At 57.4% G+C, this 21,507-nt stretch carries 21 protein-coding genes and 1 tRNA gene; 3 read left to right on the plus strand and 19 right to left on the minus strand.

Going from position 1 to position 21,507, the window contains the following annotated elements; translation table 11 throughout:
* The first annotated feature begins 3 nt into the window (after positions 1–3).
* Complete coding sequence (locus NTD81_RS16860; RefSeq protein WP_262183824.1) at positions 4–303, plus strand: DUF2845 domain-containing protein; 300 nt, start codon at positions 4–6, stop codon at positions 301–303.
* Positions 303–620, plus strand: coding sequence for a DUF2845 domain-containing protein (locus tag NTD81_RS16865; RefSeq protein ID WP_262183825.1), 318 nt, complete (start codon positions 303–305; stop codon positions 618–620). The genes NTD81_RS16860 and NTD81_RS16865 overlap by 1 nt, the downstream gene beginning before the upstream one ends.
* A 114-nt stretch (positions 621–734) precedes the next feature.
* Here NTD81_RS16865 and NTD81_RS16870 read toward each other — a convergent pair whose 3' ends face one another.
* The 16 genes from NTD81_RS16870 to rlmE form a co-directional block, all read right to left on the minus strand.
* Positions 735–932 carry a CsbD family protein gene (locus NTD81_RS16870; RefSeq protein WP_262183826.1) on the minus strand — a complete coding sequence of 66 codons (198 nt, stop codon included), beginning with the start codon at positions 930–932 and terminating at the stop codon, positions 735–737.
* A 57-nt stretch (positions 933–989) separates the two neighbouring features.
* Positions 990–1,328 (minus strand): BON domain-containing protein, encoded by a 339-nt coding sequence (locus NTD81_RS16875; RefSeq protein WP_262183827.1) that lies wholly within the window; start codon positions 1,326–1,328, stop codon positions 990–992.
* Between the two features lie 336 nt (positions 1,329–1,664).
* Entirely contained in the window at positions 1,665–3,770 is a 2,106-nt protein-coding gene (gene pnp / locus NTD81_RS16880) for a polyribonucleotide nucleotidyltransferase (protein ID WP_262183828.1), read from the minus strand.
* Positions 3,771–3,979: 209 nt separating this feature from the next.
* The gene (gene rpsO, locus NTD81_RS16885; RefSeq protein WP_262183829.1) at positions 3,980–4,249 is read right to left on the minus strand and encodes a 30S ribosomal protein S15; all 270 of its coding nucleotides are present in this window, start codon (positions 4,247–4,249) and stop codon (positions 3,980–3,982) included.
* 150 nt (positions 4,250–4,399) lie between these two features.
* On the minus strand, positions 4,400–5,317 hold the full coding sequence (gene truB, locus NTD81_RS16890) for a tRNA pseudouridine(55) synthase TruB (protein WP_262183830.1): 918 nt from the start codon (positions 5,315–5,317) through the stop codon (positions 4,400–4,402).
* 4 nt (positions 5,318–5,321) lie between these two features.
* Positions 5,322–5,735: a 30S ribosome-binding factor RbfA gene (gene rbfA, locus NTD81_RS16895; RefSeq protein WP_262183831.1), complete on the minus strand. Its 414-nt coding sequence runs from the start codon at positions 5,733–5,735 to the stop codon at positions 5,322–5,324.
* Positions 5,736–5,844: 109 nt separating this feature from the next.
* Positions 5,845–8,355 (minus strand): translation initiation factor IF-2, encoded by a 2,511-nt coding sequence (infB, locus tag NTD81_RS16900; protein WP_262183832.1) that lies wholly within the window; start codon positions 8,353–8,355, stop codon positions 5,845–5,847.
* Between the two features lie 27 nt (positions 8,356–8,382).
* Positions 8,383–9,864 carry a transcription termination factor NusA gene (gene nusA, locus NTD81_RS16905; protein ID WP_262183833.1) on the minus strand — a complete coding sequence of 494 codons (1,482 nt, stop codon included), beginning with the start codon at positions 9,862–9,864 and terminating at the stop codon, positions 8,383–8,385.
* A 47-nt stretch (positions 9,865–9,911) separates the two neighbouring features.
* Positions 9,912–10,373 carry a ribosome maturation factor RimP gene (gene rimP, locus NTD81_RS16910; RefSeq protein ID WP_262183834.1) on the minus strand — a complete coding sequence of 154 codons (462 nt, stop codon included), beginning with the start codon at positions 10,371–10,373 and terminating at the stop codon, positions 9,912–9,914.
* Between the two features lie 301 nt (positions 10,374–10,674).
* Positions 10,675–10,760: transfer RNA gene (locus NTD81_RS16915), tRNA-Leu, on the minus strand.
* Between the two features lie 31 nt (positions 10,761–10,791).
* Positions 10,792–11,175 carry a preprotein translocase subunit SecG gene (gene secG, locus NTD81_RS16920; protein WP_262183835.1) on the minus strand — a complete coding sequence of 128 codons (384 nt, stop codon included), beginning with the start codon at positions 11,173–11,175 and terminating at the stop codon, positions 10,792–10,794.
* 3 nt (positions 11,176–11,178) lie between these two features.
* On the minus strand, positions 11,179–11,934 hold the full coding sequence (tpiA, locus tag NTD81_RS16925) for a triose-phosphate isomerase (protein WP_262183836.1): 756 nt from the start codon (positions 11,932–11,934) through the stop codon (positions 11,179–11,181).
* Positions 11,935–11,999: 65 nt separating this feature from the next.
* Entirely contained in the window at positions 12,000–13,337 is a 1,338-nt protein-coding gene (glmM, locus tag NTD81_RS16930) for a phosphoglucosamine mutase (protein WP_262183837.1), read from the minus strand.
* Between the two features lie 17 nt (positions 13,338–13,354).
* Positions 13,355–14,206 carry a dihydropteroate synthase gene (gene folP / locus NTD81_RS16935; protein WP_262183838.1) on the minus strand — a complete coding sequence of 284 codons (852 nt, stop codon included), beginning with the start codon at positions 14,204–14,206 and terminating at the stop codon, positions 13,355–13,357.
* Between the two features lie 8 nt (positions 14,207–14,214).
* Positions 14,215–16,128: an ATP-dependent zinc metalloprotease FtsH gene (gene ftsH / locus NTD81_RS16940; protein ID WP_262183840.1), complete on the minus strand. Its 1,914-nt coding sequence runs from the start codon at positions 16,126–16,128 to the stop codon at positions 14,215–14,217.
* A 167-nt stretch (positions 16,129–16,295) separates the two neighbouring features.
* Positions 16,296–16,919 (minus strand): 23S rRNA (uridine(2552)-2'-O)-methyltransferase RlmE, encoded by a 624-nt coding sequence (rlmE, locus tag NTD81_RS16945; protein WP_262183841.1) that lies wholly within the window; start codon positions 16,917–16,919, stop codon positions 16,296–16,298.
* A gap of 101 nt (positions 16,920–17,020) precedes the next feature.
* On the opposite strand from rlmE, the gene yhbY reads away from it, so the two are divergent.
* Positions 17,021–17,332: a ribosome assembly RNA-binding protein YhbY gene (gene yhbY / locus NTD81_RS16950; RefSeq protein ID WP_262183842.1), complete on the plus strand. Its 312-nt coding sequence runs from the start codon at positions 17,021–17,023 to the stop codon at positions 17,330–17,332.
* A 51-nt stretch (positions 17,333–17,383) separates the two neighbouring features.
* Here the strand turns inward: yhbY and NTD81_RS16955 are convergent, their stop codons facing one another.
* The 3 genes from NTD81_RS16955 to carB are packed head-to-tail and all read right to left on the minus strand — an operon-like array spanning position 17,384 to position 21,490.
* Positions 17,384–17,740 carry a DUF4149 domain-containing protein gene (locus NTD81_RS16955; RefSeq protein WP_315974701.1) on the minus strand — a complete coding sequence of 119 codons (357 nt, stop codon included), beginning with the start codon at positions 17,738–17,740 and terminating at the stop codon, positions 17,384–17,386.
* Between the two features lie 55 nt (positions 17,741–17,795).
* Positions 17,796–18,272: a transcription elongation factor GreA gene (greA, locus tag NTD81_RS16960; protein ID WP_262183843.1), complete on the minus strand. Its 477-nt coding sequence runs from the start codon at positions 18,270–18,272 to the stop codon at positions 17,796–17,798.
* Positions 18,269–21,490, minus strand: a complete 3,222-nt coding sequence (carB, locus tag NTD81_RS16965) for a carbamoyl-phosphate synthase large subunit (protein WP_262183844.1) — start codon at positions 21,488–21,490, stop codon at positions 18,269–18,271. The genes greA and carB overlap by 4 nt, the downstream gene beginning before the upstream one ends.
* Between the last annotated feature and the right edge of the window lie 17 nt (positions 21,491–21,507).

Raw genomic sequence — 21,507 nt, forward strand, 5'->3', positions numbered from 1 at the left:
GCCATGCAGGCTGCACCTCTGCTAAGCCTCGGGCTGCTCGCCGCATTTAGCGCGGTAGCCCAAGCCGACAGCAGCATGCGCTGTGGCAGTCAGTTGATCAGCCTGGGCGACCGGCGCTTCGAAGTGCAGGAAAAATGCGGCGAGCCGGTGTCCCGCGATCTCGTCGGCTACACCTTGGGCAGTTACGACCGGCGCGAATATCAGCTTGAAGAATGGCTCTACGGCCCGGACAACGGCATGTTCAGCATCCTCACCTTCGAAGGCACGCGCTTGCGCGCCATCGAACGCCGGCGCAGCCGTTAATGGCCGCCGTTAAATCCCAGCTGTGGCTGGTCAGCGCCCTGCTGGTGGCGTTGCCGGTCACTAGCCAAGCCTCCTCCACCTGGCGCTGCGGCAGTGCCTTGGTGAGCCTCAATGACACGGCAGGGCAAGTCGCCAACAAATGTGGCGAGCCACGTAGCCAAGAGCTGGTCGGTTATCGCGAAATCAGCGACGACTACGGCTTTCGCCATGAGGTCGAGGTGCAGGAGTGGAGTTACGGGCCTAACAATGGCATGTACCACTACCTGCGCTTTGAGGGTAACCGCCTGGTCAAAATCGACAGCAAGCGCGGCAACTAGGCGCTGGGGGCTCCTCGCTTCGCCCCTGCTGGCTTGGGCCTTAATTCTAGAGTTCTGGCTAAGCGTTAAAAGCAAAACCCCAGGCAATGGCCTGGGGCTTGTCAGGTGTACAGCCTAGAGATCCTTAGTGAAGTCGCGCAGCTCCTCTTGCACCTTCTCCTTGCTCCAGCCGTAGCGCTCTTGCAGCTTGCCGGCTAAGTATTCGCTATGGCCCTCAGCCACATTCAGATCGTCATCGGTCAAATCACCCCAGCGCTCTTTAATCCGACCGCTGATTTGCTTCCACTTGCCTTTCACAATATCGGCATTCATACAGTTACCCCCTCAGCCGACGGCCAAGCGCGCAAGCGCCCAGCCGCCGGTTAAGCGTTAGTTAGCGGTTTTCAGCGCCTCGGCAGATACCGCCCGGACGCCTTTGATCTCTTTGGCTTTAGCGACTGCCAGATCACGCTCATCGGAGTTTTTCACCACACCCGAGAGGCTGACCACACCCTTGTTGGTTTCGACTTTGATGTCGATGCCGCTCAGTTGGCTGTCAGCCAAGAACGTCGACTTAACCTTGCTGGTGATCCAGGTATCACTCACTGCATCTTCAGCTTTGTTCAGGGTTTCGTTAGCAGCCACGGTAGTCGGCTGGGCCAGAACAGGACCGGCCAGCAGCAGGCCCAGAGCGGTAGCGGTAAAAACCTGCTTAATGGACTTCTTCATAGGTATTGCCTCCTGCAAATAGTGAACAAGCCACTGCTCTTATGAGCGGCAGCGCTAAAGTACTAGCGCAAGCCTTATGCCAACTCACAAAATCATTTTTAACCTATATAAATCAATAAGTTAAAAATATCCCTCAGCAGCTTTAACCGTGCAATCTGCATGTTTAGCCCTATCCGCTAAGGCATATTGCACGACACTTCAGCCTTAGCTTGGTGGCGATCAATCTGCACGCATTTACCCGCTAAAAAGGCAAAAAAAATGGCCCCGAAGGGCCATTTTTTAAGGGTGTATCAGTCTGTGCTAGCAAGGCCATAGGCCATTGCTAGCACTAGCGACTTAGACGCCGGAAGCTTTCGCCGCCGCCACGTCTTTGATCGACAGCTTGATACGGCCGCGGTTGTCCACGTCCAGTACCAGTACTTCGACTTCCTGACCTTCTTTGAGAATGTCGGTGACCTTCTCTACGCGCGCATCGCTGAGCATGGAGATGTGCACCAGACCGTCTTTGCCCGGCAGGATGTTAACGAAGGCACCGAAGTCGACGATGCGCTCAACCTTACCGACGTAGATCTTGCCGATTTCGGCCTCAGCGGTGATGCCCAGAACGCGCTGACGAGCCGCTTCTGCAGCTTCTTTGGTTTCACCGAAGATCTTGATCGAGCCGTCGTCTTCGATATCGATCGAAGCTTTGGTTTCTTCGCAGATCGCACGGATGGTGGCGCCGCCTTTACCGATAACGTCGCGGATCTTGTCCTGGTCAATCTTCATGGCGATCATGGTCGGCGCGTTAGCCGACAGTTCGCTACGGGATTGGGCGATCACTTGGTTCATCTGGCCGAGGATGTTCAGGCGCGCTTCCAGGGCTTGGCCCAGAGCGATTTCCATGATTTCTTCGGTGATGCCCTGGATCTTGATGTCCATCTGCAGCGCGGTCACACCTTTAGCGGTACCGGCTACTTTGAAGTCCATGTCGCCCAGGTGGTCTTCGTCACCCAGGATGTCGGTCAGAACGGCAAATTTCTCGCCTTCTTTAACCAGACCCATGGCGATACCGGCCACTGGCGCCTTCATCGGCACACCAGCGTCCATCAGCGCCAGGGAAGCACCGCAGACGGAAGCCATCGACGAGGAACCGTTGGACTCGGTGATTTCCGAAACCACCCGGATGGTGTACGGGAACACGTCAGCGGCCGGCAGCATGGCCTGCACCGAACGACGCGCCAGACGGCCGTGACCGATTTCGCGACGGCCAGTGGCGCCCATACGACCACACTCACCTACCGAGTACGGTGGGAAGTTGTAGTGCAGCATGAACGGATCTTTTTTCTCGCCTTCCAGGGTGTCCAGCAGTTGCGCGTCACGGGCAGTACCCAGAGTGGCAACGACCAGCGCCTGAGTTTCGCCGCGGGTGAACAGTGCCGAGCCGTGGGTCTTGTCCAGAACCCCGACTTCGATGTTCAGGCCACGCACAGTGCGGGTGTCACGACCGTCGATACGCGGCTTGCCGTTAACGATGTTCTCGCGCACGGTGCGGTATTCGATTTCGCCGAAGGCTTCTTTGACTTCAGAAGCCGTTGGTTGGCCTTCTTCACCGGACAGCTTGGCGACGACTTGCTCTTTCAGCTCGCCCAGACGCGCGTAGCGGTCTTGCTTGATGGTGATGGTGTAAGCCTGGGAGATCGCCTCGCCGAATTCGCTACGGATAGCGTTCAGCAGTGCAGTGTTCTCGGCTTTTGGCTGCCAGTCCCAAGTTGGCTTAGCGGCTTCAGCAGCCAGCTCAGTCACCGCTTGGATCACAGCTTGGAATTCGTCGTGAGCGAACAGTACCGCGCCCAGCATCTGGTCTTCGGTCAGCTCTTTAGCTTCCGACTCAACCATCAGTACGGCGTCTTTAGTACCGGCAACCACCATGTCCAGGCTGGACGCTTGCAGTTGCTCGTAAGTTGGGTTGAGCAGGTAGCCAGTTTCCGGGTGGAAGGCTACGCGCGCAGCACCGATTGGGCCATTGAACGGGATGCCGGAGATCGCCAGGGCAGCCGAAGTACCGATCATCGCCGCGATGTCCGGATCGGTTTTCTTGCTGGTCGAGATCACGGTGCAGATGACCTGCACTTCGTTCTGGAAGCCTTCTGGGAACAGCGGACGGATCGGACGGTCGATCAGACGCGAAGTCAGGGTTTCTTTCTCGGAAGGACGGGCTTCACGCTTGAAGAAACCACCTGGAATTTTACCAGCGGCGTAGGTCTTCTCTTGGTAGTGCACCGACAGCGGGAAGAAACCTTTGCTTGGGTCAGCGGTTTTCGCGCCGGTGACAGCAACCAGTACGGTGACGTCATCGTCAACGCTTACCAGAACAGCGCCGCTGGCTTGACGGGCGATACGGCCTGTCTCGAGGGTGACGGTCGATTGACCGAATTGAAACTTCTTGATTACCGGGTTCACGGTGTTTTCCTTCTCTTTGTTGCCCTTGGGGAAAGCGAGTCTTGCTCCGTCAGCTAGCGCTAGAGCGGGCGACGGGGTACTACAGAATGTGTGGGCGCTTACAGGAATCGGACCCGTTGTCGTCCAAAACAGCAAAAGCAGAAAAGCAAAAGCTGGAAGCAGGGCAAGCCCACTTCCAGCTTCGGCAGTCAGCTACGCTTAAGCATTGCTTAGCGACGCAGACCCAGGCGACCGATCAGGGCGCTGTAACGGCTAGCGTCCTTACCCTTCAGGTAATCCAGCAGCTTACGACGCTGGTTAACCATACGGATCAGACCACGACGGCTGTGGTGATCTTTACCGTTGGCCTTGAAGTGACCTTGCAGCTTGTTGATGTTGGCGGACAGCAGTGCGATTTGCACTTCTGGGCTACCAGTGTCGCCTTCAGCTTGCTTGTAGTCGTTAACGATCTGGGCTTTTTCTTCAACGCTGAGTGCCATGGGGCAATCCTCTCAGTTACGCAACCGCCGAGGCAGTCGCAATAGGCCGGGAATAACTTCCCGTGTTTAAAAGTGAGGAATGACCGTGCCTATTAACAGCCACCCTCGTTACCCGCAGGCAGGAGCCGAAACCCCATTGCTGCGTTACGGTCATGCTGACCGAATCAACCGACGTGGAGCAATTCGCCCATCGTCGCTCACTTCACCGATACCGATAAAGCGACCATTGTGATCTTGCACCCGGACCATGCCGAACTTCGGCGCATCCGCGGCGCGTACTGGTTGGCCTTGCAACCAATAGAACGCACTGTGCTCGGAGAACTGTAGCAGGGGCCAATGCAGCAGACCGCTGTCGACCGGCTGCAAAAACTGATCAACGGCTTCGTTACCGCCCTCAGCGTGCACTCGCTCAAGCTCTTCAAGCGTTACCGTGCGGCTTAGATCAAAAGGCCCGGCTTTAGTTCGGCGCAGCTCTGCCACATGGGCGCCGCAGCCTAACAACTCGCCAATATCCTCAACCAGAGTGCGGATATAGGTGCCTTTACTGCAATCTACCGCCAAACGTGCTTGATCAGCCGAGCTGTCTAACAGTTCTAGGCGCGCAATAGTAACAGAACGCGGCTCGCGCTCCACTACTTCACCGGCACGGGCCAGCTTATAAAGCGGTTGCCCGTCACGTTTCAGCGCCGAGTACATCGGCGGCACCTGGCTGATAGCACCGCGAAACTGCGGCAATACCGCCTCAATATCAGCCGCGCCAACCTGCACCGGGCGCTCTTGCAGCACCTCCCCTTCGGCATCCGCGGTGGTGGTAGTCACCCCCAGCTGCATCAGGGTTTCGTAGCCCTTGTCGGCATCGAGCAGGTACTGGGAAAACTTGGTGGCTTCACCGAAACACAATGGCAGTACGCCAGTGGCCAGGGGATCAAGGCTGCCGGTGTGGCCGGCCTTTTCCGCATTGAGCAACCAGCGGACTTTCTGCAACGCCGCGTTGGAGCTAAAGCCCCGGGGCTTATCCAGCAGGATGATGCCATCGACGCTGCGACGAATACGTTTAACCTGGGCCACGCGCTTACTCCTCGCCCTCGGTTTTATCGGCAGGTGCTTCGTGCTGACGGTCTTGGCTGACCGCCCGCTCGATCAATGCCGACAGCTGCGCACCGCGCACCACGCTCTCGTCGTAGTGGAAGCGCAGGTTCGGCACACTACGCAGTTTCATCGCGCGGCCCAACTGCATACGCAAGAAGCCGGAGGCATCGTTAAGCACTTTGAGGCTCTGCGCCACGCTGTCCACGCCCTCTTCGGGCTCAGCGCCCATAAAGGTGACGAACACCTTGGCGTGGCTGGAATCGCGACTGACATCCACCGCCGTCACAGTGACCAAGCCACCGAGACGCGGATCTTTGACTTCCATCCGGATCAACTGCGCCAGTTCGCGCTGTATCTGGTCGCCGATGCGCTGCGCCCGGCTGAATTCTTTGGCCATTTTGACTTACCTTCACTCGTCACGCCGCCAACACAAGCAGCGGACCTAAAAGCGGCAAACGCCCGGCCGCGCAAAAGCGGGGCCGGGCGCTGCATAGAGCAACTCGAGCTTAGAGGCTACGAGCCACTTGGACTTTCTCGAACACTTCGATCTTGTCACCGACTTTGACGTCGTTGTAGCTCTTCACGCCGATACCGCACTCCATGCCGTTACGCACTTCGGAAGCATCGTCTTTAAAGCGGCGCAGGGATTCCAGCTCGCCTTCGAAGATCACCACGTCGTCACGCAGTACGCGGATCGGACGGTTACGGTAAACAGTCCCTTCAACCACCATACAACCGGCGATTGCACCAAACTTCGGCGAACGGAACACGTCACGTACTTCAGCGATACCGAGGATGTTCTCGCGCACATCGCTGCCGAGCATACCGGTCAGGGCTTTCTTGACGTCTTCGATGATGTCGTAGATCACGTTGTAATAACGCATATCCAGACCTTCCTGCTCGACGATCTTGCGCGCGCCGGCATCAGCACGCACGTTGAAGCCGAACAGCACCGCGTTAGAAGCCAGAGCCAAGTTAGCGTCGGACTCGGTGATACCACCGACACCGCCACCGACTACGCGCACTTGCACTTCGTCGTTGCCCAGACCGCTCAAGGAACCTTGCAGCGCTTCCAGGGAGCCACGAACGTCAGATTTGAGGACGATGTTAAGCGTCTTCTTCTCTTCCTGGCCCATGCTCTCGAAGATGTTTTCCAGCTTGCCAGCGTGGGCACGAGCCAGTTTCACTTCGCGGAACTTACCTTGACGGAACAGCGCCACTTCACGGGCTTTCTTCTCGTCAGCCAGCACGCTCATGTCGTCACCAGCATCTGGCGTACCGTCGAGGCCGAGAATCTCAACCGGGATCGATGGGCCAGCTTCTTTGATCGACTTGCCGTTCTCGTCCAGCATGGCGCGGATACGGCCATAGTTAGAACCGATCAGGACCATGTCGCCTTGACGCAGCGTACCGTCTTGCACCAGCACGGTAGCCACTGGGCCACGGCCTTTGTCCAAGCGCGACTCGACCACCACACCGCGACCAGGGGCCGAAGGCGTGGCTTTAAGCTCAAGGATTTCAGCTTGCAGCAGTACGGCTTCGAGCAGCTCGTCGACACCTGTACCGACTTTCGCCGACACCGGTACGAACGGCGTGTCGCCACCCCAATCTTCGGACGTTACGCCGTGCACCGACAGCTCACTACGGATGCGATCAAGATCAGCACCTGGCTTGTCGATTTTGTTCACGGCCACCACCAACGGTACGCCAGCGGCTTGAGCGTGCTGTACGGCTTCGATGGTTTGCGGCATCACGCCGTCGTCGGCGGCAACGACCAGAATCACGATGTCAGTGGCCTTGGCACCACGTGCACGCATTGCGGTAAACGCGGCGTGACCCGGGGTGTCGAGGAAGGTCACCATGCCCCGCTCGGTTTCTACGTGGTAGGCACCGATGTGCTGGGTGATACCACCGGCTTCACCGGCCGCCACTTTGGCACGACGGATATAGTCGAGCAGCGAGGTCTTACCGTGGTCAACGTGACCCATTACGGTCACCACCGGTGCACGGGAAATCGCCTCACCTTCAAACTTCAGGGATTCCGCCAGTTGCTCTTCCAGGGCGTTGTCGCTGACCAGTTTGACCTTGTGGCCCAACTCTTCCGCGATCAACTGGGCAGTTTCCTGATCCAGCACCTGGTTGATGGTCACCGGAGTGCCCAGCTTGAACATGAACTTGACGACTTCAGCGCCCTTCACGGACATCTGGTTAGCCAGTTCCGAAACGGTGATGGTTTCGCCAATCACCACATCACGCACGATCGGCCCAGTTGGGCTCTGGAAGCCGTGCTGATTGCGCTTCTTCATCTTGGCTTTGCCACGACCGCCACGACGGAAGCCATCGCTTTCTTCGTCGATAGTGCGTGGCGCGACGCGCGGTGCTGGAGCCTTCTCTTTAACGCTCGGGCGGTGTTGGGTCGCTTTACGCTCACCACCACGACGATCGGCGTCATCGTTACGGGCCTTGTCAGTACGGCGCGGTTCTTCTTTCTTGCGCTCTTCAACGACCGGTTCAGCAGCCACGACTGGCGGCTCAACGCGTGCCGGGGCAACTTCTGCCTCAACCACTGGGGCCGCGACTGGCTCTGCTGGAGCACGGGCCGCTTCCTGCGCAGCACGCAGCTTAGCTTCTTGCTCAGCTTGCTCTTGCGCTTTGGCCCGCGCCGCTTCAGCAACTGCACGCTGCTCAGCTAGCTCACGCTGCTTCTCAGCTTCGATTTCTTCAGCGCTGCGCTTAACGAAGGTTTTCTTCTTGCGCACTTCAACGCTGATGGTTTTGCTGCCGGCCACACGCAGGGTGCTGGTGGTTTTGCGCTGCAAGGTAATCTTGCGCGGCTCTTCCGCCTTGTTGTCCCCGTGACTGCTTTTCAGGTGAGCCAGTAGCGCCTGTTTTTCACTATCGGTCACGCCCTGCTCAGCACTGGTGTGCGGTAGACCCGCCTCACGCATTTGCTGGAGCAGACGTTCAACCGGTGTATTGACCACTTGGGCCAGTTCTTTAACCGTGACTTGCGTCATGCATTCCTCTCCTCAGGCCGCTACTGCTTACTCGAACCAATGGGCTCGAGCGGCCATGATCAACTTGCCGGCTCGCTCAGCGTCGATACCGTCGATGTCGAGCAGGTCATCAATCGACTGCTCGGCCAGGTCTTCGCGGTTAATAACGCCGCGCACTGCCAGTTCATGCGCAAGCGCCTTATCCATCCCCTCAAGCGAGAGCAAGTCTTCGGCTGGGTGGGCATCTGCCAGCTTTTCCTCGTTAGCGATGGCTTTGGTCAGCAAACGATCTTTGGCGCGAGCACGCAGCTCAGTGACGATATCCTCGTCAAAACCATCGATGCTGAGCATCTCTTCCATCGGCACGTAGGCAATTTCTTCCAGGCTGGTGAAGCCCTCTTCGACCAACACCTGAGCCAGTTCTTCATCGACTTCCAGCTCGTCGATAAAGCACTGCAGAATGTCACCAGTCTCTGCCTGCTGCTTAGCCTGAATATCCGCCTCGGTCATGACGTTAAGTGTCCAGCCGGTCAACTGACTGGCCAAACGTACGTTCTGACCGCCGCGGCCAATGGCCTGAGCGAGGTTGTCAGCGCCTACAGCGATGTCCATGGCATGGGCATCTTCATCGACGATGATGGCGGCTACTTCAGCCGGCGACATAGCGTTGATCACGAACTGCGCTGGGTTTTCATCCCACAGCACAATGTCTACACGCTCGCCCGAGAGCTCGCCGGAAACGGCTTGCACACGGGAACCGCGCATGCCGATACAGGCACCTTGCGGATCGATACGTTTATCTTTGGAACGCACCGCCAACTTGGCGCGCGAACCTGGATCACGGGACGCACCCATGACTTCAATCAGGCCTTCAGCAATTTCCGGCACTTCGATGCGGAACAGCTCAATCAGCATTTCCGGCGCGGTACGCGACAGGATCAGCTGTGGACCACGATTTTCAGTACGAATTTCCTTCAGCAGCGCACGCAGGCGCACACCGACACGGAAAGTTTCGCGCGAGATGATGTCCTCACGGGCCAGCATCGCCTCGGCATTGTTGCCCAGATCAACGATGACGCTGTCACGGGTGACTTTCTTCACCGTGCCCGAGATGATTTCACCCAGACGCTCGCGATAAGCATCCACGACCTGAGCACGCTCAGCTTCGCGAACCTTTTGCACAATCACTTGTTTAGCGGTTTGTGCCGCGATACGACCGAATTCGATGGACTCGATCATTTCCTCCAGCACGTCACCGACTTTAGCGTTGGCTTCGACTGCACGCGGCATGTCGATGGTGACTTGGTGTGCAGGATCGTCGAAGTCGCTTTCTTCAACCACTGTCCAGCAGCGGAAGGTTTCATAGCTGCCCGTTTGGCGATTGATCACCACACGCAGCTCAACTTCATCTTCAAAACGCTTTTTCGTGGCAGTGGCCAGGGCCAGCTCCAGCGCTTCGAAAATCACACCCGCCGGCACGCCCTTTTCGTTGGACACCGACTCAACAACCAGCAGTACTTCTTTGCTCATCGTACGCCTCGCCTTTCGCAATCCGTTGGATCCGCGGGATCCGCGTCTCAGTCAAACCTAGGGATAATGTTGGCCTTGTCGATCATCTCGATCGGCAACAGGAACTCATGGTCATCCACCAGCACCACCACGTCCTGCTCTTCTACACCGCGCAGAAGGCCTTGGAAGTTACGCCGCCCTTCATAGGGGGAGCGCAGCTTGATCTTCACTTGCTCGCCGACGTGGCTGGCGTACTGCTCAAGAGTGAACAGCGGTCGGTCCATACCAGGTGAAGACACCTCAAGGGTGTATTCCGCGCTAATAGGATCTTCCACATCGAGAACACCACTGATCTGCCGACTGACGATTTCGCAGTCTTCGATCACCACCCCATCGGGCTGTTTATCGATATAAATTCGCAGCAGAGAATGCCGCCCTTGTGACAGGAACTCGACACCCCAACATTGGTAGCCCAGAGCCTCGACTACCGGGGCCACCAAGGCCTGCAACTGTTCTAGCTTGCTCGACACCTGAACCCCTCGCGCATGCTATAGAAATAAAAAATGGGCCTAACGCCCATCATCAAACCGCCCTCTAAAGGCCGGCAAAGCTATCACCCAGCTAGCAAAAAGCCCCTTAAAAGGGGCTCCTCTGCAACTCAATGCGGAGACCAGGCTAACCCGGCCAACATCGGATCAAAGACCCGAGGAGCGACTTTACTGCTCAATCCCACATCAAAGCTGGGGCCGGATTATACGACTGAACCCAAACAACGGTCAATCGACGCTCCAGCAACAAAAAGACCCGCATCTAGCGGGCCTTCTTGAAAATTGGTACCGAGAAGGGGACTCGAACCCCTACAGCCTATGGCCACTACCACCTCAAGGTAGCGTGTCTACCAATTCCACCACCTCGGCAAAATCGTTACTCGTGAAGCTTACTGCGTTTTTACTGCTGCTCTGGAGCCTGAGGTACGTCAGCCGCTTTATCAGCCGGCTTAGCTGCTTCCAGAACCGGTACATCACCAACAGCTGGCTCAGCCTGTTGCACTTCCAACACTGCCGGATCTGGCAAACCAACCTGACCCATGCTGCTAGCTTTGTCTTTAGCAAAGAACGCTAAACCCAAGCTAGTAATGAAAAAAGCGGCGGCAAGTATAGCAGTAACTCGACTCAAAAAGGTAGAGGAACCTTGCCCACCAAACACAGTACCCGAAGCGCCAGCACCAAACGATGCACCTGCATCCGCGCCTTTACCCTGCTGCAACAAAACCAGCGTCACAACACCGATGGCAGCCAGCAGATGGAGAACAACAATAACTGTTTCCAGCATTTTCTAGTTTCCTGCAGCGCGACAGATCGCACCGAATTCATCCGCATTCAGAGAGGCTCCACCCACAAGCCCTCCATCGATATCCGGCATGCCGAATAACTCGGCTGCACTGACGGCCTTAACACTGCCGCCGTAAAGAATCCTAACCTCATTCGCCAGCTGCGCATCTTTAGCCGCCAGCTGAGCGCGAATTGCCGCGTGCACTTCCTGAGCCTGCTCAGGGGTCGCCGTCAATCCAGTGCCAATGGCCCAAACAGGCTCATAAGCAATAACCGCCCGGGCAAATACCGCTACACCCAAAGCATCAATAACCGCTGCAACTTGCCCAGCGACCACCGACAAAGTCTGGCCCGCCTGACGCTGCCCCAGGGTCTCCCCCACACACAGCACCGGCTGCAAACCTGAGGACTGGGCCGCAGCAAACTTGCGCACCACCACCTCATCGCCCTCCCCCAGCAGCGATCGACGCTCAGAGTGACCTACCAGCACCAGCGAACACTGCAGATCCTGCAATTGGCTCGCCGCCACCTCACCCGTCAACGCCCCCTGCTCAGCCTGCGTGGCGCAATCTTGCGCACCTACCGCCACAGCCTTGCCCACCAACCCATCAACAACCTGAGCCAAGTGAAGCGCAGAAGGAAAAACCGCTACATCCACATCAGCAGGCAGCACCTGCTGAGTGAGACCTTCGATCAGCGTTACGACGCTGGCGCGGGTACCGTGCATCTTCCAGTTACCAGCAACCATGGGGCGACGCATGCTTTACCTCGTCGGTCAAAGAGGGCGCAGATATTACCCAAGCAGTTTTTAGATAGCAAGCTAAATCAAGCACATACATCAGTAATAATTTTAGCTAATTCATTGGCATAGCCGCGCACGAGGTCTTCATCATCACCTTCAACCATCACTCGCAGCAGCGGCTCAGTGCCCGACTTACGCAACAGCACGCGCCCGCGCCCAGCCATCTGTTCGGTCACGCGCGCTTGCGCCGCCTGCACTTGCGGGTGCTGCAGAGGATCGACCTGGCCCGCCAAACGCACATTGACCAGCACCTGCGGGCACTTGCGCATGCCCAGACGCGCCTCACCCAGCGTTTGCCCGCGACGCTTAAGCGCCATCAGCACCTGCAGCGCAGCAATAATCGCATCGCCGGTGGTGGTGTGCTGGAAGCACACCAAATGCCCTGAGTTCTCGCCACCCAACTGCCAGTTACGCTCTAGCAACTCGGCGATCACATAGCGGTCACCGACCTTGGCACGCACGAAGGGGATATTGAGCTCCGCCAGGGCCAGTTCCAAGCCCAGGTTACTCATCAGAGTGCCGACCACACCACCTTGCAGGCGACCGCGCTCTTGCATGTCGCGGGCAATGATAAATAACAACTCATCGCCATCGACCAACGCCCCAGAGTGATCGACCATCAATACCCGGTCAGCGTCACCATCAAAAGCGATACCCAGGTCAGCATGACGCGCCAGCACTTCTGCCTGCAATGCTTCGATATGGGTGGAACCACAGCCATCGTTGATGTTTAGGCCATTGGGTTGCGCAGACAGCGTGGTCACCGTCGCACCTAGCTCGGTGAACACACTGGGCGCCACCTTGTAGGCGGCACCATGGGCACAATCGAGCACCACTTTAAGGCCGGCGAAGCTAGTGCCAGTTGGCACACTACTCTTACAAAACTCGATATAGCGGCCGGCCGCGTCATTGATCCGCGACACCTTGCCCAGTTGATCGGACTCGACCACCGTCATCGGCGCATCCAGCAACTCTTCGATCATTAACTCGATTTCATCGGGCAACTTGGTGCCCTGACCGGAGAAAAACTTGATGCCGTTGTCATGATGCGGGTTGTGCGAAGCACTGATCACAATCCCGGCCTCAGCATGGAAGGTACGCGTGAGGTAAGCGATGGCCGGCGTAGGCATCGGCCCCAGCAGCATCACATCCGCACCGGCGGCGGATAAGCCCGCCTCCAGCGCCGACTCAAACATATAACCGGAAATACGCGTGTCCTTGCCGATCAGAATGCGGCAGCGACCTTGTTTACGAAAGGCCACACCTGCAGCCCAACCGAGCTTGAGCATGAAATCTGGGGTGATGGGGAAGTCGCCCACCCGCCCACGAATACCGTCAGTGCCGAAATACTTCCTAGCCATTACCTCAATCCCTCTTGTTATTGCGCTGCTTCTACTGCAGCGAGCATGCGCACCACATCAACGGTTTGGGCAACATCATGCACACGCAAAATTTGCGCACCTTTAGTCACGGCCAATGCCGCTAAGGCCAAGCCACCAAACAGACGCTCATCCACTTCACGCCCCAATACCTTGCCAATCATGCTCTTGCGCGAGACACCAACCAGCAGAGGCCGGCCCAGCTCATGCAAAACCTGCATATGCTTAAACAGCGACAGGTTGTGCTCCAAGGTTTTGGCAAAGCCAAACCCTGGATCGAGAATTAGACGCTCAGGCGCAATGCCCGCCGCAACGCACGCCTCCATACGCTCACGCAGGAAGCCCCGGACTTCTGTGACGACATCCGCATATTGTGGATCCTGCTGCATAGTCGTCGGCTCGCCGCGCATGTGCATCAAGCACACCGGCAAGCCGCTATCCAAGGCAGCATCTAAAGCCCCGTCACGCTGCAGCGAACGCACGTCATTGATCAGCCCAGCGCCTAGGCGCGCCGTTTCGCGAATAACCGCTGGGGTCGAGGTATCCACCGAGATGATCACATCCAGCCGCGCAGCAATCGCCTCAACGATGGGCGCGACCCGCTCTAACTCCTCCACCACCGACACCGCTCGCGCCCCTGGACGCGTCGACTCTCCACCGACATCAATCAACGTGGCCCCGGCAGCCAGCATGGCTTCAGCATGGCGCAAAGCCGCATCATGCTGAGCAAAGCGCCCGCCGTCTGAAAAAGAATCAGGGGTGGTATTGAGGATGCCCATAACTTGCGGGCGGCTTAAATCAAGAAACCGGCTGCCACAGGGCAGCCGGTCAAAGGTTGGTACAACAGACATGAAGAACCTTAGTGTTCAGCGGCTGGGCCACCAATGGGTTTTTGCGGAGTCTCGACAACTTCGACCGGCGCGCTCGGCGTGCCGTTACCACCACCATCGCCCCAACCTTTTGGCTCGCGCGGGGTGATGCCATTCATGATGTCATCAATTTGCTCGACATCGATGGTCTCGTACTTCATCAAAGCTTCAGCCATGGCATCGAGCTTGTCGCGATTCTCTTCCAGCATGCGCTTGGCAGTGGCATAGCACTGATCAATGATGCTGCGCACTTCTTCGTCGATCTGCCGAGCAGTTTCCGCCGAGACATTGCTGTGCTGACTACCCATGCTGCGACCGAGGAACACTTCACCCTCTTCTTCGGCATACATCAGCGGGCCGAGTTTTTCCGACAAGCCCCACTTGGTCACCATGTTCTTGGCCAACTGGGTGGCGCGCATGATGTCGTTGGAAGCACCAGTGGTGACGCCATCAAAGCCGAGGGTCATTTCTTCGGCGATCCGGCCACCAAACAGCGAGCAGATCTGGCTGTTCAGCGCACGCTTGCTCAGGCTGTAACGATCTTCCTCAGGCAGGAACATGGTCACACCCAAGGCGCGGCCACGGGGAATGATCGACACTTTGTAAACCGGATCATGCTCAGGCACCAAGCGCCCGACGATGGCGTGACCGGCTTCGTGGTACGCGGTGTTGAGCTTCTCTTTATCAGACATCACCATGGTTTTGCGCTCAGCGCCCATCATGATTTTGTCTTTAGCCAGCTCAAATTCTTTCATCTCAACCAAGCGCTTGCCTGCACGCGCAGCAAACAACGAGGCCTCGTTGACCAAGTTGGCCAGATCCGCACCGGAGAAGCCTGGGGTACCACGGGCAATCACCGCTGGGGCCACGTCTTCACCAACCGGCACCTTGCGAATGTGCACATTGAGGATTTGCTCACGGCCGCGGATATCCGGCAAACCGACCACCACTTGGCGGTCGAAACGACCGGGACGCAGCAGCGCCGGGTCCAGTACGTCAGGACGGTTGGTGGCGGCAATAACAATAATGCCGTCATTCATTTCAAAGCCGTCCATCTCCACCAGCAACTGGTTGAGGGTCTGCTCACGCTCGTCGTGACCGCCGCCCATGCCGGCACCACGATGGCGACCGACCGCGTCGATTTCGTCAATAAAGATGATGCACGGCGCGTGCTTCTTGGCCTGGTCGAACATATCGCGCACCCGGGAGGCGCCGACGCCGACAAACATTTCTACGAAATCAGAACCCGAGATGGTGAAGAACGGCACCTTAGCCTCACCTGCCACGGCTTTGGCCAGCAGGGTTTTACCGGTACCTGGCGAACCCACCATCAGCACACCACGGGGGATACGCCCACCTAAACGCTGGAACTTACCAGGGTCGCGGAGGAACTCGACCAGCTCACCCACCTCTTCCTTGGCCTCGTCGCAACCCGCGACGTCAGCAAAGGTGGTTTTCACTTGATCTTCGGACAGCAAGCGCGCCTTGCTCTTGCCAAAGCTCATCGGCCCGCCCTTACCGCCGGCACCACCTTGCATTTGACGCATAAAGAACATGAAAACGGCAATGATCACCAGAATCGGGAAGCTCGCCACCAGCAACTGAGTCCAGATGCTTTGTTGCTCAGGCTGTTTGCCGACGATCTCGACGTTGTTGTCCATCAAGTCCTTAATCAGGCCGTTATCCTGGATGGCCGGACGCACCGTCTCAAAGGACGAGCCATCGACGCGGGTGCCGCTGATGACGTAACCGTCAACGGTCACCTTCTTAACGCCGCCGGACTGCACCTGCTGGATAAACTCAGAATAATTGAGTTTGCCGGACTCACTCGGGCTGGAAAAATTGTTCATCACCGTGACCAAAACGGCGGCGATGATCAGCCACAGGACCAGATTCTTTGCCATGTCGTTCAATTAGCTACCCTCTGAAGCAGGCCCCGTGCCGAAGCGTGCTTCGCATGACGACCAGTTATGTACCAGTCTAACTTACTACACAACGCCTACCCCTGGCAGACGCCGTCTGTAACCCTATATTTAGCGCATCAGTAACAGACCGCAGATATCCCTAAGAGTTACTCGCCGCGAAAGCCACGTGCCAGCAGGTATTGCTCGCGGGAGCGGTCACGGGAGGACAGCGGTTTGCGCATCTGCACCTTTTCAAACATCTGCCGCACTTGCTTGTGATACTGATCGAAACCTTCACCTTGGAAGATTTTGATTAAGAAATCGCCACCCGGGCGCAACACCCGAGCCGAGAGATCCAAAGCCAATTCGCACAGATACATAGCGCGTGGCTGATCGGACTCCCTTACCCCACTCATATTGGGGGCCATATCGGAAATCACAAGGTCTACCGGGTTTTCACCGATAGCGTCGAGGATCTGAGCGAAGACGCCATCATCGGTAAAGTCACCTTGAATAAAGGTGACATCCGGGATGCTGTCCATCTCCAGAATGTCCGAGGCGATCAAACGGCCTTTATCGCCGATCACCCGACTCGTTACCTGCGACCAGCCGCCTGGCGCAGCGCCTAAGTCAACCACCGTCATACCGGGACGCAGGATGCGGTCTTTCTCCTGAATTTCCAGCAGCTTATAGCTGGCCCGCGAACGATAACCATCCTTTTGCGCCATTTTGACGTAAGGATCATCGAAGTGCTCTTTTAGCCAACGCTGGCTGGTCTTGGAACGGGCCACGCAATACCTCGGACTATGTAACGCATGAATAGCTGGGCGACTCCGAAGGTGCTCGGGTAAACTAGCCGCCGTTTTTACAGATTAAACGCAGGAAACAGATTATGCCGCTCACTCAAGAGCAGAAGAAACAATTCAAATCTATCGGCCACCACCTAAAACCTGTATTGATCGTGGCGGACAATGGTTTGACCGAAGGCGTCCTGGCTGAGCTGGAACGCGCCTTAGGCGATCACGAACTGATTAAAGTTCAACTGCGCATCATTGAACGCGAAGACCGTCTCAGCACGATCAACGAGCTGTGCAAAGCCGGCAGCGCTGACCTGGTTCAGGTCATCGGCAAAATGGCGCTGATTTACCGCAAAAACCCGAAAGTGAACAAGAACCTGTCCAACGTTCACCGCTTCCAGGGTTGATCCCGCCGAGCTTGCTAGGCGCATCAGCGCCTAAGCAAACCTTGGTCACGTCTAACGCACTTGCCGCTTAGGCACTGGCTGCAGCAACAACAGCATGCCGGCAAAGGCCATGATCAAATAGCTGAATAAGCGCAACTGCATAGCATCAGGCAACCACCGATGCAGCAGCAGAAAACCTCCCGCCATCAGCAATACCACTAACAATAGCTGGCCTCGCGTGTCGCGCCACAAGCCGCGCAAGCCCTCGGCGCGCAGCAACACACACACTTGCAAGGCCGCACACACTGCTGCCAGCCCAACCACTAATGGCCGCAGACTATTGCCTAAGTCCTCAACCAGCAGTGACGCCAAACCGCTGTGACTGATGGCTGGTAGCAGCAAAAAGTGCAACAACAAGAGGCCACCCACCCAGAGCGCCTGGGCCAGCAGCCAACTGATTGCACCAGCATCTAAGTGTGCAGGCTTAGAGATGACGAACCTCGACGATCTCGTACTCAATCGCGCCGCTAGGCGTTTGCACCAACACGACGTCGCCTTCGTTCTTACCAATCAGCGCACGGGCGATGGGCGAGCCCACCGACAGCTTGCGCTGCTTGATATCGGCTTCATCTTCACCAACGATCTGGTAGGTCACGCTTTCGTCGGTCTCGCAGTTAGCGATTTCAACGGTACTGCCAAAGATCACTTTGCCGGTGTGCTCGATGCTAGTCACATCAATGACCACGGCATTTTGCAGACGCCCTTCAATGTCGCGGATACGCGCTTCCACCATACCTTGCTGCTCACGAGCAGCATGGTATTCGGCGTTTTCCTTGAGGTCGCCCAGCTCGCGGGCTTCACCGATGTCTTGACTGAGTTTAGGACGCACCACTTTGGTCAGGTGCGCCAACTCTTCCTCCAGGGCGCGGGCGCCCTGGACAGTCATAGGGTATTTATTCATGCCTTAATTCCTGCATGCAGATCCTGCAGCCGGCGCACAGTTTTCTCAGGACCAAACTTGAGCGCCTCACAGATTGCCTGCCCCGCCGCGATGGTGGTGGTGCAGTAGATCTTGTGCTGCAGAGCGTTTCGACGAATGGAGTACGAGTCAGCAATCGACTGACGGCCCTCGGTGGTGTTGATGATCAGGGTGACTTCGTCATTCTTGATCATATCAACCACGTGCGGACGGCCTTCAGTCACCTTGTTCACCCGGCGCACGGGCAAGCCAGCTTCTTCGATGACCCGTGCAGTACCGGCGGTGGCCACGACTTCAAAACCCAGACCAATCAGGTCACGAGCGACTTGCGCCACCAACGGCTTGTCATCTTCACGCACACTGATAAAGGCACAACCGCTGTTCGGCAGAATTTCACTGGCACCGACTTGAGCTTTAGCGAAGGCTTCACCGAAGGTGTCGCCCACGCCCATCACCTCACCCGTGGACTTCATCTCTGGGCCGAGGATGGGGTCAACGCCTGGGAACTTAGCGAAGGGGAACACGGCCTCTTTAACACTGAAGTACGGCGGGATGATTTCCTTGTTGTAGCCGGCCTCAGCCAGCGACTTGCCAGCCATGACGCGCGCAGCCACTTTGGCCAGGGACACGCCCACGCACTTGGACACGAACGGCACGGTACGCGAGGCACGCGGGTTCACTTCGATTACGAAGATATCCTCGCCCTGCACGGCCATCTGCACGTTCATCAGACCGACCACACCCAGCTCCAGGGCCATTTTCTTGACCTGGTCGCGGATCTCATCCTGGATATGCATTGGCAGCGAGTACGGCGGCAGCGAGCACGCCGAGTCGCCGGAGTGCACACCGGCTTGCTCGATGTGCTGCATGATCGCCCCGATCACCACAGACTCACCGTCACACACCGCGTCCACGTCGACTTCGATGGCGCAGTTCAGGAAGTGGTCGAGCAGCACCGGGCTGTCGTTGGAAACTTTTACCGCTTCGCGCATATAACGCTTGAGCTCGTCTTCTTGGTAGACGATCTCCATGGCGCGGCCGCCAAGTACGTAGGACGGACGCACCACCAGCGGGTAACCGATGGTTTTCGAGTGCGCCAGGGCTTCGTCTTCGCTGCGCGCAGTGGCGTTGGCTGGCTGACGCAAGCCCAGACGCTGCACCATCTGCTGGAAGCGCTCACGGTCTTCGGCGCGGTCGATGGCATCAGGCGAAGTACCGATAATCGGCACACCGGCTTCTTCCAGCGCACGGCAGATCTTCAGCGGAGTCTGGCCGCCGTACTGGACGATGACGCCCTTCGGCTGCTCGACACGGACGATTTCCAGCACGTCTTCCAGGGTGACTGGCTCAAAGTACAGACGATCCGAGGTGTCGTAGTCGGTGGATACGGTTTCCGGGTTGCAGTTGACCATGATGGTCTCGTAACCGTCTTCACGCATCGCCAGCGCCGCGTGTACGCAGCAGTAGTCAAACTCGATACCTTGGCCAATACGGTTCGGGCCACCACCCAAGATCATGATCTTGTCGCGGCTCGATGGATTGGCCTCGCACTCTTCCTCATAGGTGGAGTACATGTAGGCGGTATCGGTAGCGAACTCAGCAGCGCAGGTGTCAACGCGCTTGTACACCGGCAGGACTTTCAGCTTGTGCCGATGGCTACGCAGGTTCTTCTCGGTCACACCCAGCAGCTTAGCCAGACGCGAGTCGGAGAACCCTTTGCGCTTGAGCTTGTACATCAGGTCGCGGTCAATGCTCGACAGACCCAGAGTCTTAACGCGCTCTTCGTCCTTGATCAGATCTTCGATCTGCACCAGGAACCACTCGTCAATGCGCGTCAGGTCGAAGACTTCAGCCACGCTCTTGCCGGCGCGGAAGGCGTCAGCCACGTACCAGATACGGTCGGCGCTCGGTACCGTCAGTTCACGGCGCAGAGTGCTTTCAGCTTCCGGATCGTTCAGGTCGAGCTTCGGATCAAAGCCTGCCACGCCCACTTCCAGGCCACGCAAAGCTTTTTGCAGCGACTCTTGGAAGGTCCGGCCGATGGCCATGACTTCACCCACCGACTTCATCTGAGTAGTCAGACGAGCATCGGCTTTCGGGAATTTCTCGAAAGCAAAACGCGGGATCTTGGTGACGACGTAGTCGATGGCTGGCTCGAAGGACGCCGGGGTACGACCGCCGGTGATGTCGTTCTGCAGCTCATCAAGGGTGTAACCGATGGCCAGCTTGGCGGCGATCTTGGCAATCGGGAAGCCAGTGGCTTTCGAGGCCAACGCCGAGGAGCGGGATACGCGCGGGTTCATCTCGATCACGACCATACGGCCAGTGTTCGGGCAGATACCGAACTGCACGTTGGAGCCGCCAGTTTCCACGCCGATCTCACGCAGTACCGCCAAGGAGGCGTTTCGCAGGATCTGATATTCCTTGTCGGTCAGGGTCTGTGCAGGCGCTACGGTGATCGAGTCGCCGGTGTGCACACCCATCGGATCGAAGTTTTCGATCGAGCAGACGATGATGCAGTTGTCCTTTTTGTCGCGGACCACTTCCATCTCGTACTCTTTCCAGCCGATCAGGGATTCGTCGATCAGCAGTTCGCTGGTCGGCGACAGGTCCAGACCGCGGGCACAGATTTCTTCGAACTCTTCGCGGTTGTAAGCGATACCACCACCGGTGCCGCCCATGGTGAAGGACGGACGAATGATGCAAGGGAAACCCACCTTGTCCAATACGCCGTAGGCTTCTTCCATGTTGTGCGCGATGCCGGAAACCGGGCACGCGAGGCCAATGTCCTTCATCGCCTTGTCGAAACGTGAGCGGTCTTCAGCCTTGTCGATGGTGTCGGCGTTAGCCCCGATCATCTCGACGCCGAACTTCTCCAGGACGCCGTGTTTTTCCAAGTCCAGGGCGCAGTTCAGTGCAGTCTGGCCGCCCATGGTCGGCAGCAGCGCATCCGGACGCTCCTTCTCGATGATCTTGGCCACGGTGGCCCACTTGATCGGTTCGATGTAAGTGGCATCAGCCATGGCCGGGTCGGTCATGATGGTGGCGGGGTTGGAGTTCACCAGAATGACGCGGTAGCCCTCTTCTTTCAGGGCTTTACAGGCCTGGGCACCGGAGTAGTCGAACTCGCAAGCCTGGCCGATAACGATCGGGCCGGCACCGAGGATCAGGACGCTTTTTATGTCTGTACGTTTTGGCATTTTCTCTCTCTCGAATC

The organism is Pseudomonas sp. 5P_3.1_Bac2 (genome assembly GCF_025465995.1).
Classification (GTDB): Bacteria; Pseudomonadota; Gammaproteobacteria; order Pseudomonadales; family Pseudomonadaceae; genus Aquipseudomonas.

Bases quoted from the DNA above. Each gene is read 5' to 3' on its own strand.
- NTD81_RS16860 (WP_262183824.1), top strand. From the start codon at position 4: ATGCAGGCTGCACCTCTGCTAAGCCTCGGGCTGCTCGCCGCATTTAGC.
- NTD81_RS16865 (WP_262183825.1), top strand. From the start codon at position 303: ATGGCCGCCGTTAAATCCCAGCTGTGGCTGGTCAGCGCCCTGCTGGTG.
- NTD81_RS16870 (WP_262183826.1), bottom strand. From the start codon at position 932: ATGAATGCCGATATTGTGAAAGGCAAGTGGAAGCAAATCAGCGGTCGG.
- NTD81_RS16875 (WP_262183827.1), bottom strand. From the start codon at position 1,328: ATGAAGAAGTCCATTAAGCAGGTTTTTACCGCTACCGCTCTGGGCCTG.
- rpsO (WP_262183829.1), bottom strand. From the start codon at position 4,249: ATGGCACTCAGCGTTGAAGAAAAAGCCCAGATCGTTAACGACTACAAG.
- rbfA (WP_262183831.1), bottom strand. From the start codon at position 5,735: ATGGCCAAAGAATTCAGCCGGGCGCAGCGCATCGGCGACCAGATACAG.
- infB (WP_262183832.1), bottom strand. From the start codon at position 8,355: ATGACGCAAGTCACGGTTAAAGAACTGGCCCAAGTGGTCAATACACCG.
- nusA (WP_262183833.1), bottom strand. From the start codon at position 9,864: ATGAGCAAAGAAGTACTGCTGGTTGTTGAGTCGGTGTCCAACGAAAAG.
- secG (WP_262183835.1), bottom strand. From the start codon at position 11,175: ATGCTGGAAACAGTTATTGTTGTTCTCCATCTGCTGGCTGCCATCGGT.
- tpiA (WP_262183836.1), bottom strand. From the start codon at position 11,934: ATGCGTCGCCCCATGGTTGCTGGTAACTGGAAGATGCACGGTACCCGC.
- glmM (WP_262183837.1), bottom strand. From the start codon at position 13,337: ATGGCTAGGAAGTATTTCGGCACTGACGGTATTCGTGGGCGGGTGGGC.
- folP (WP_262183838.1), bottom strand. From the start codon at position 14,206: ATGTCTGTTGTACCAACCTTTGACCGGCTGCCCTGTGGCAGCCGGTTT.
- ftsH (WP_262183840.1), bottom strand. From the start codon at position 16,128: ATGGCAAAGAATCTGGTCCTGTGGCTGATCATCGCCGCCGTTTTGGTC.
- yhbY (WP_262183842.1), top strand. From the start codon at position 17,021: ATGCCGCTCACTCAAGAGCAGAAGAAACAATTCAAATCTATCGGCCAC.
- greA (WP_262183843.1), bottom strand. From the start codon at position 18,272: ATGAATAAATACCCTATGACTGTCCAGGGCGCCCGCGCCCTGGAGGAA.
- carB (WP_262183844.1), bottom strand. From the start codon at position 21,490: ATGCCAAAACGTACAGACATAAAAAGCGTCCTGATCCTCGGTGCCGGC.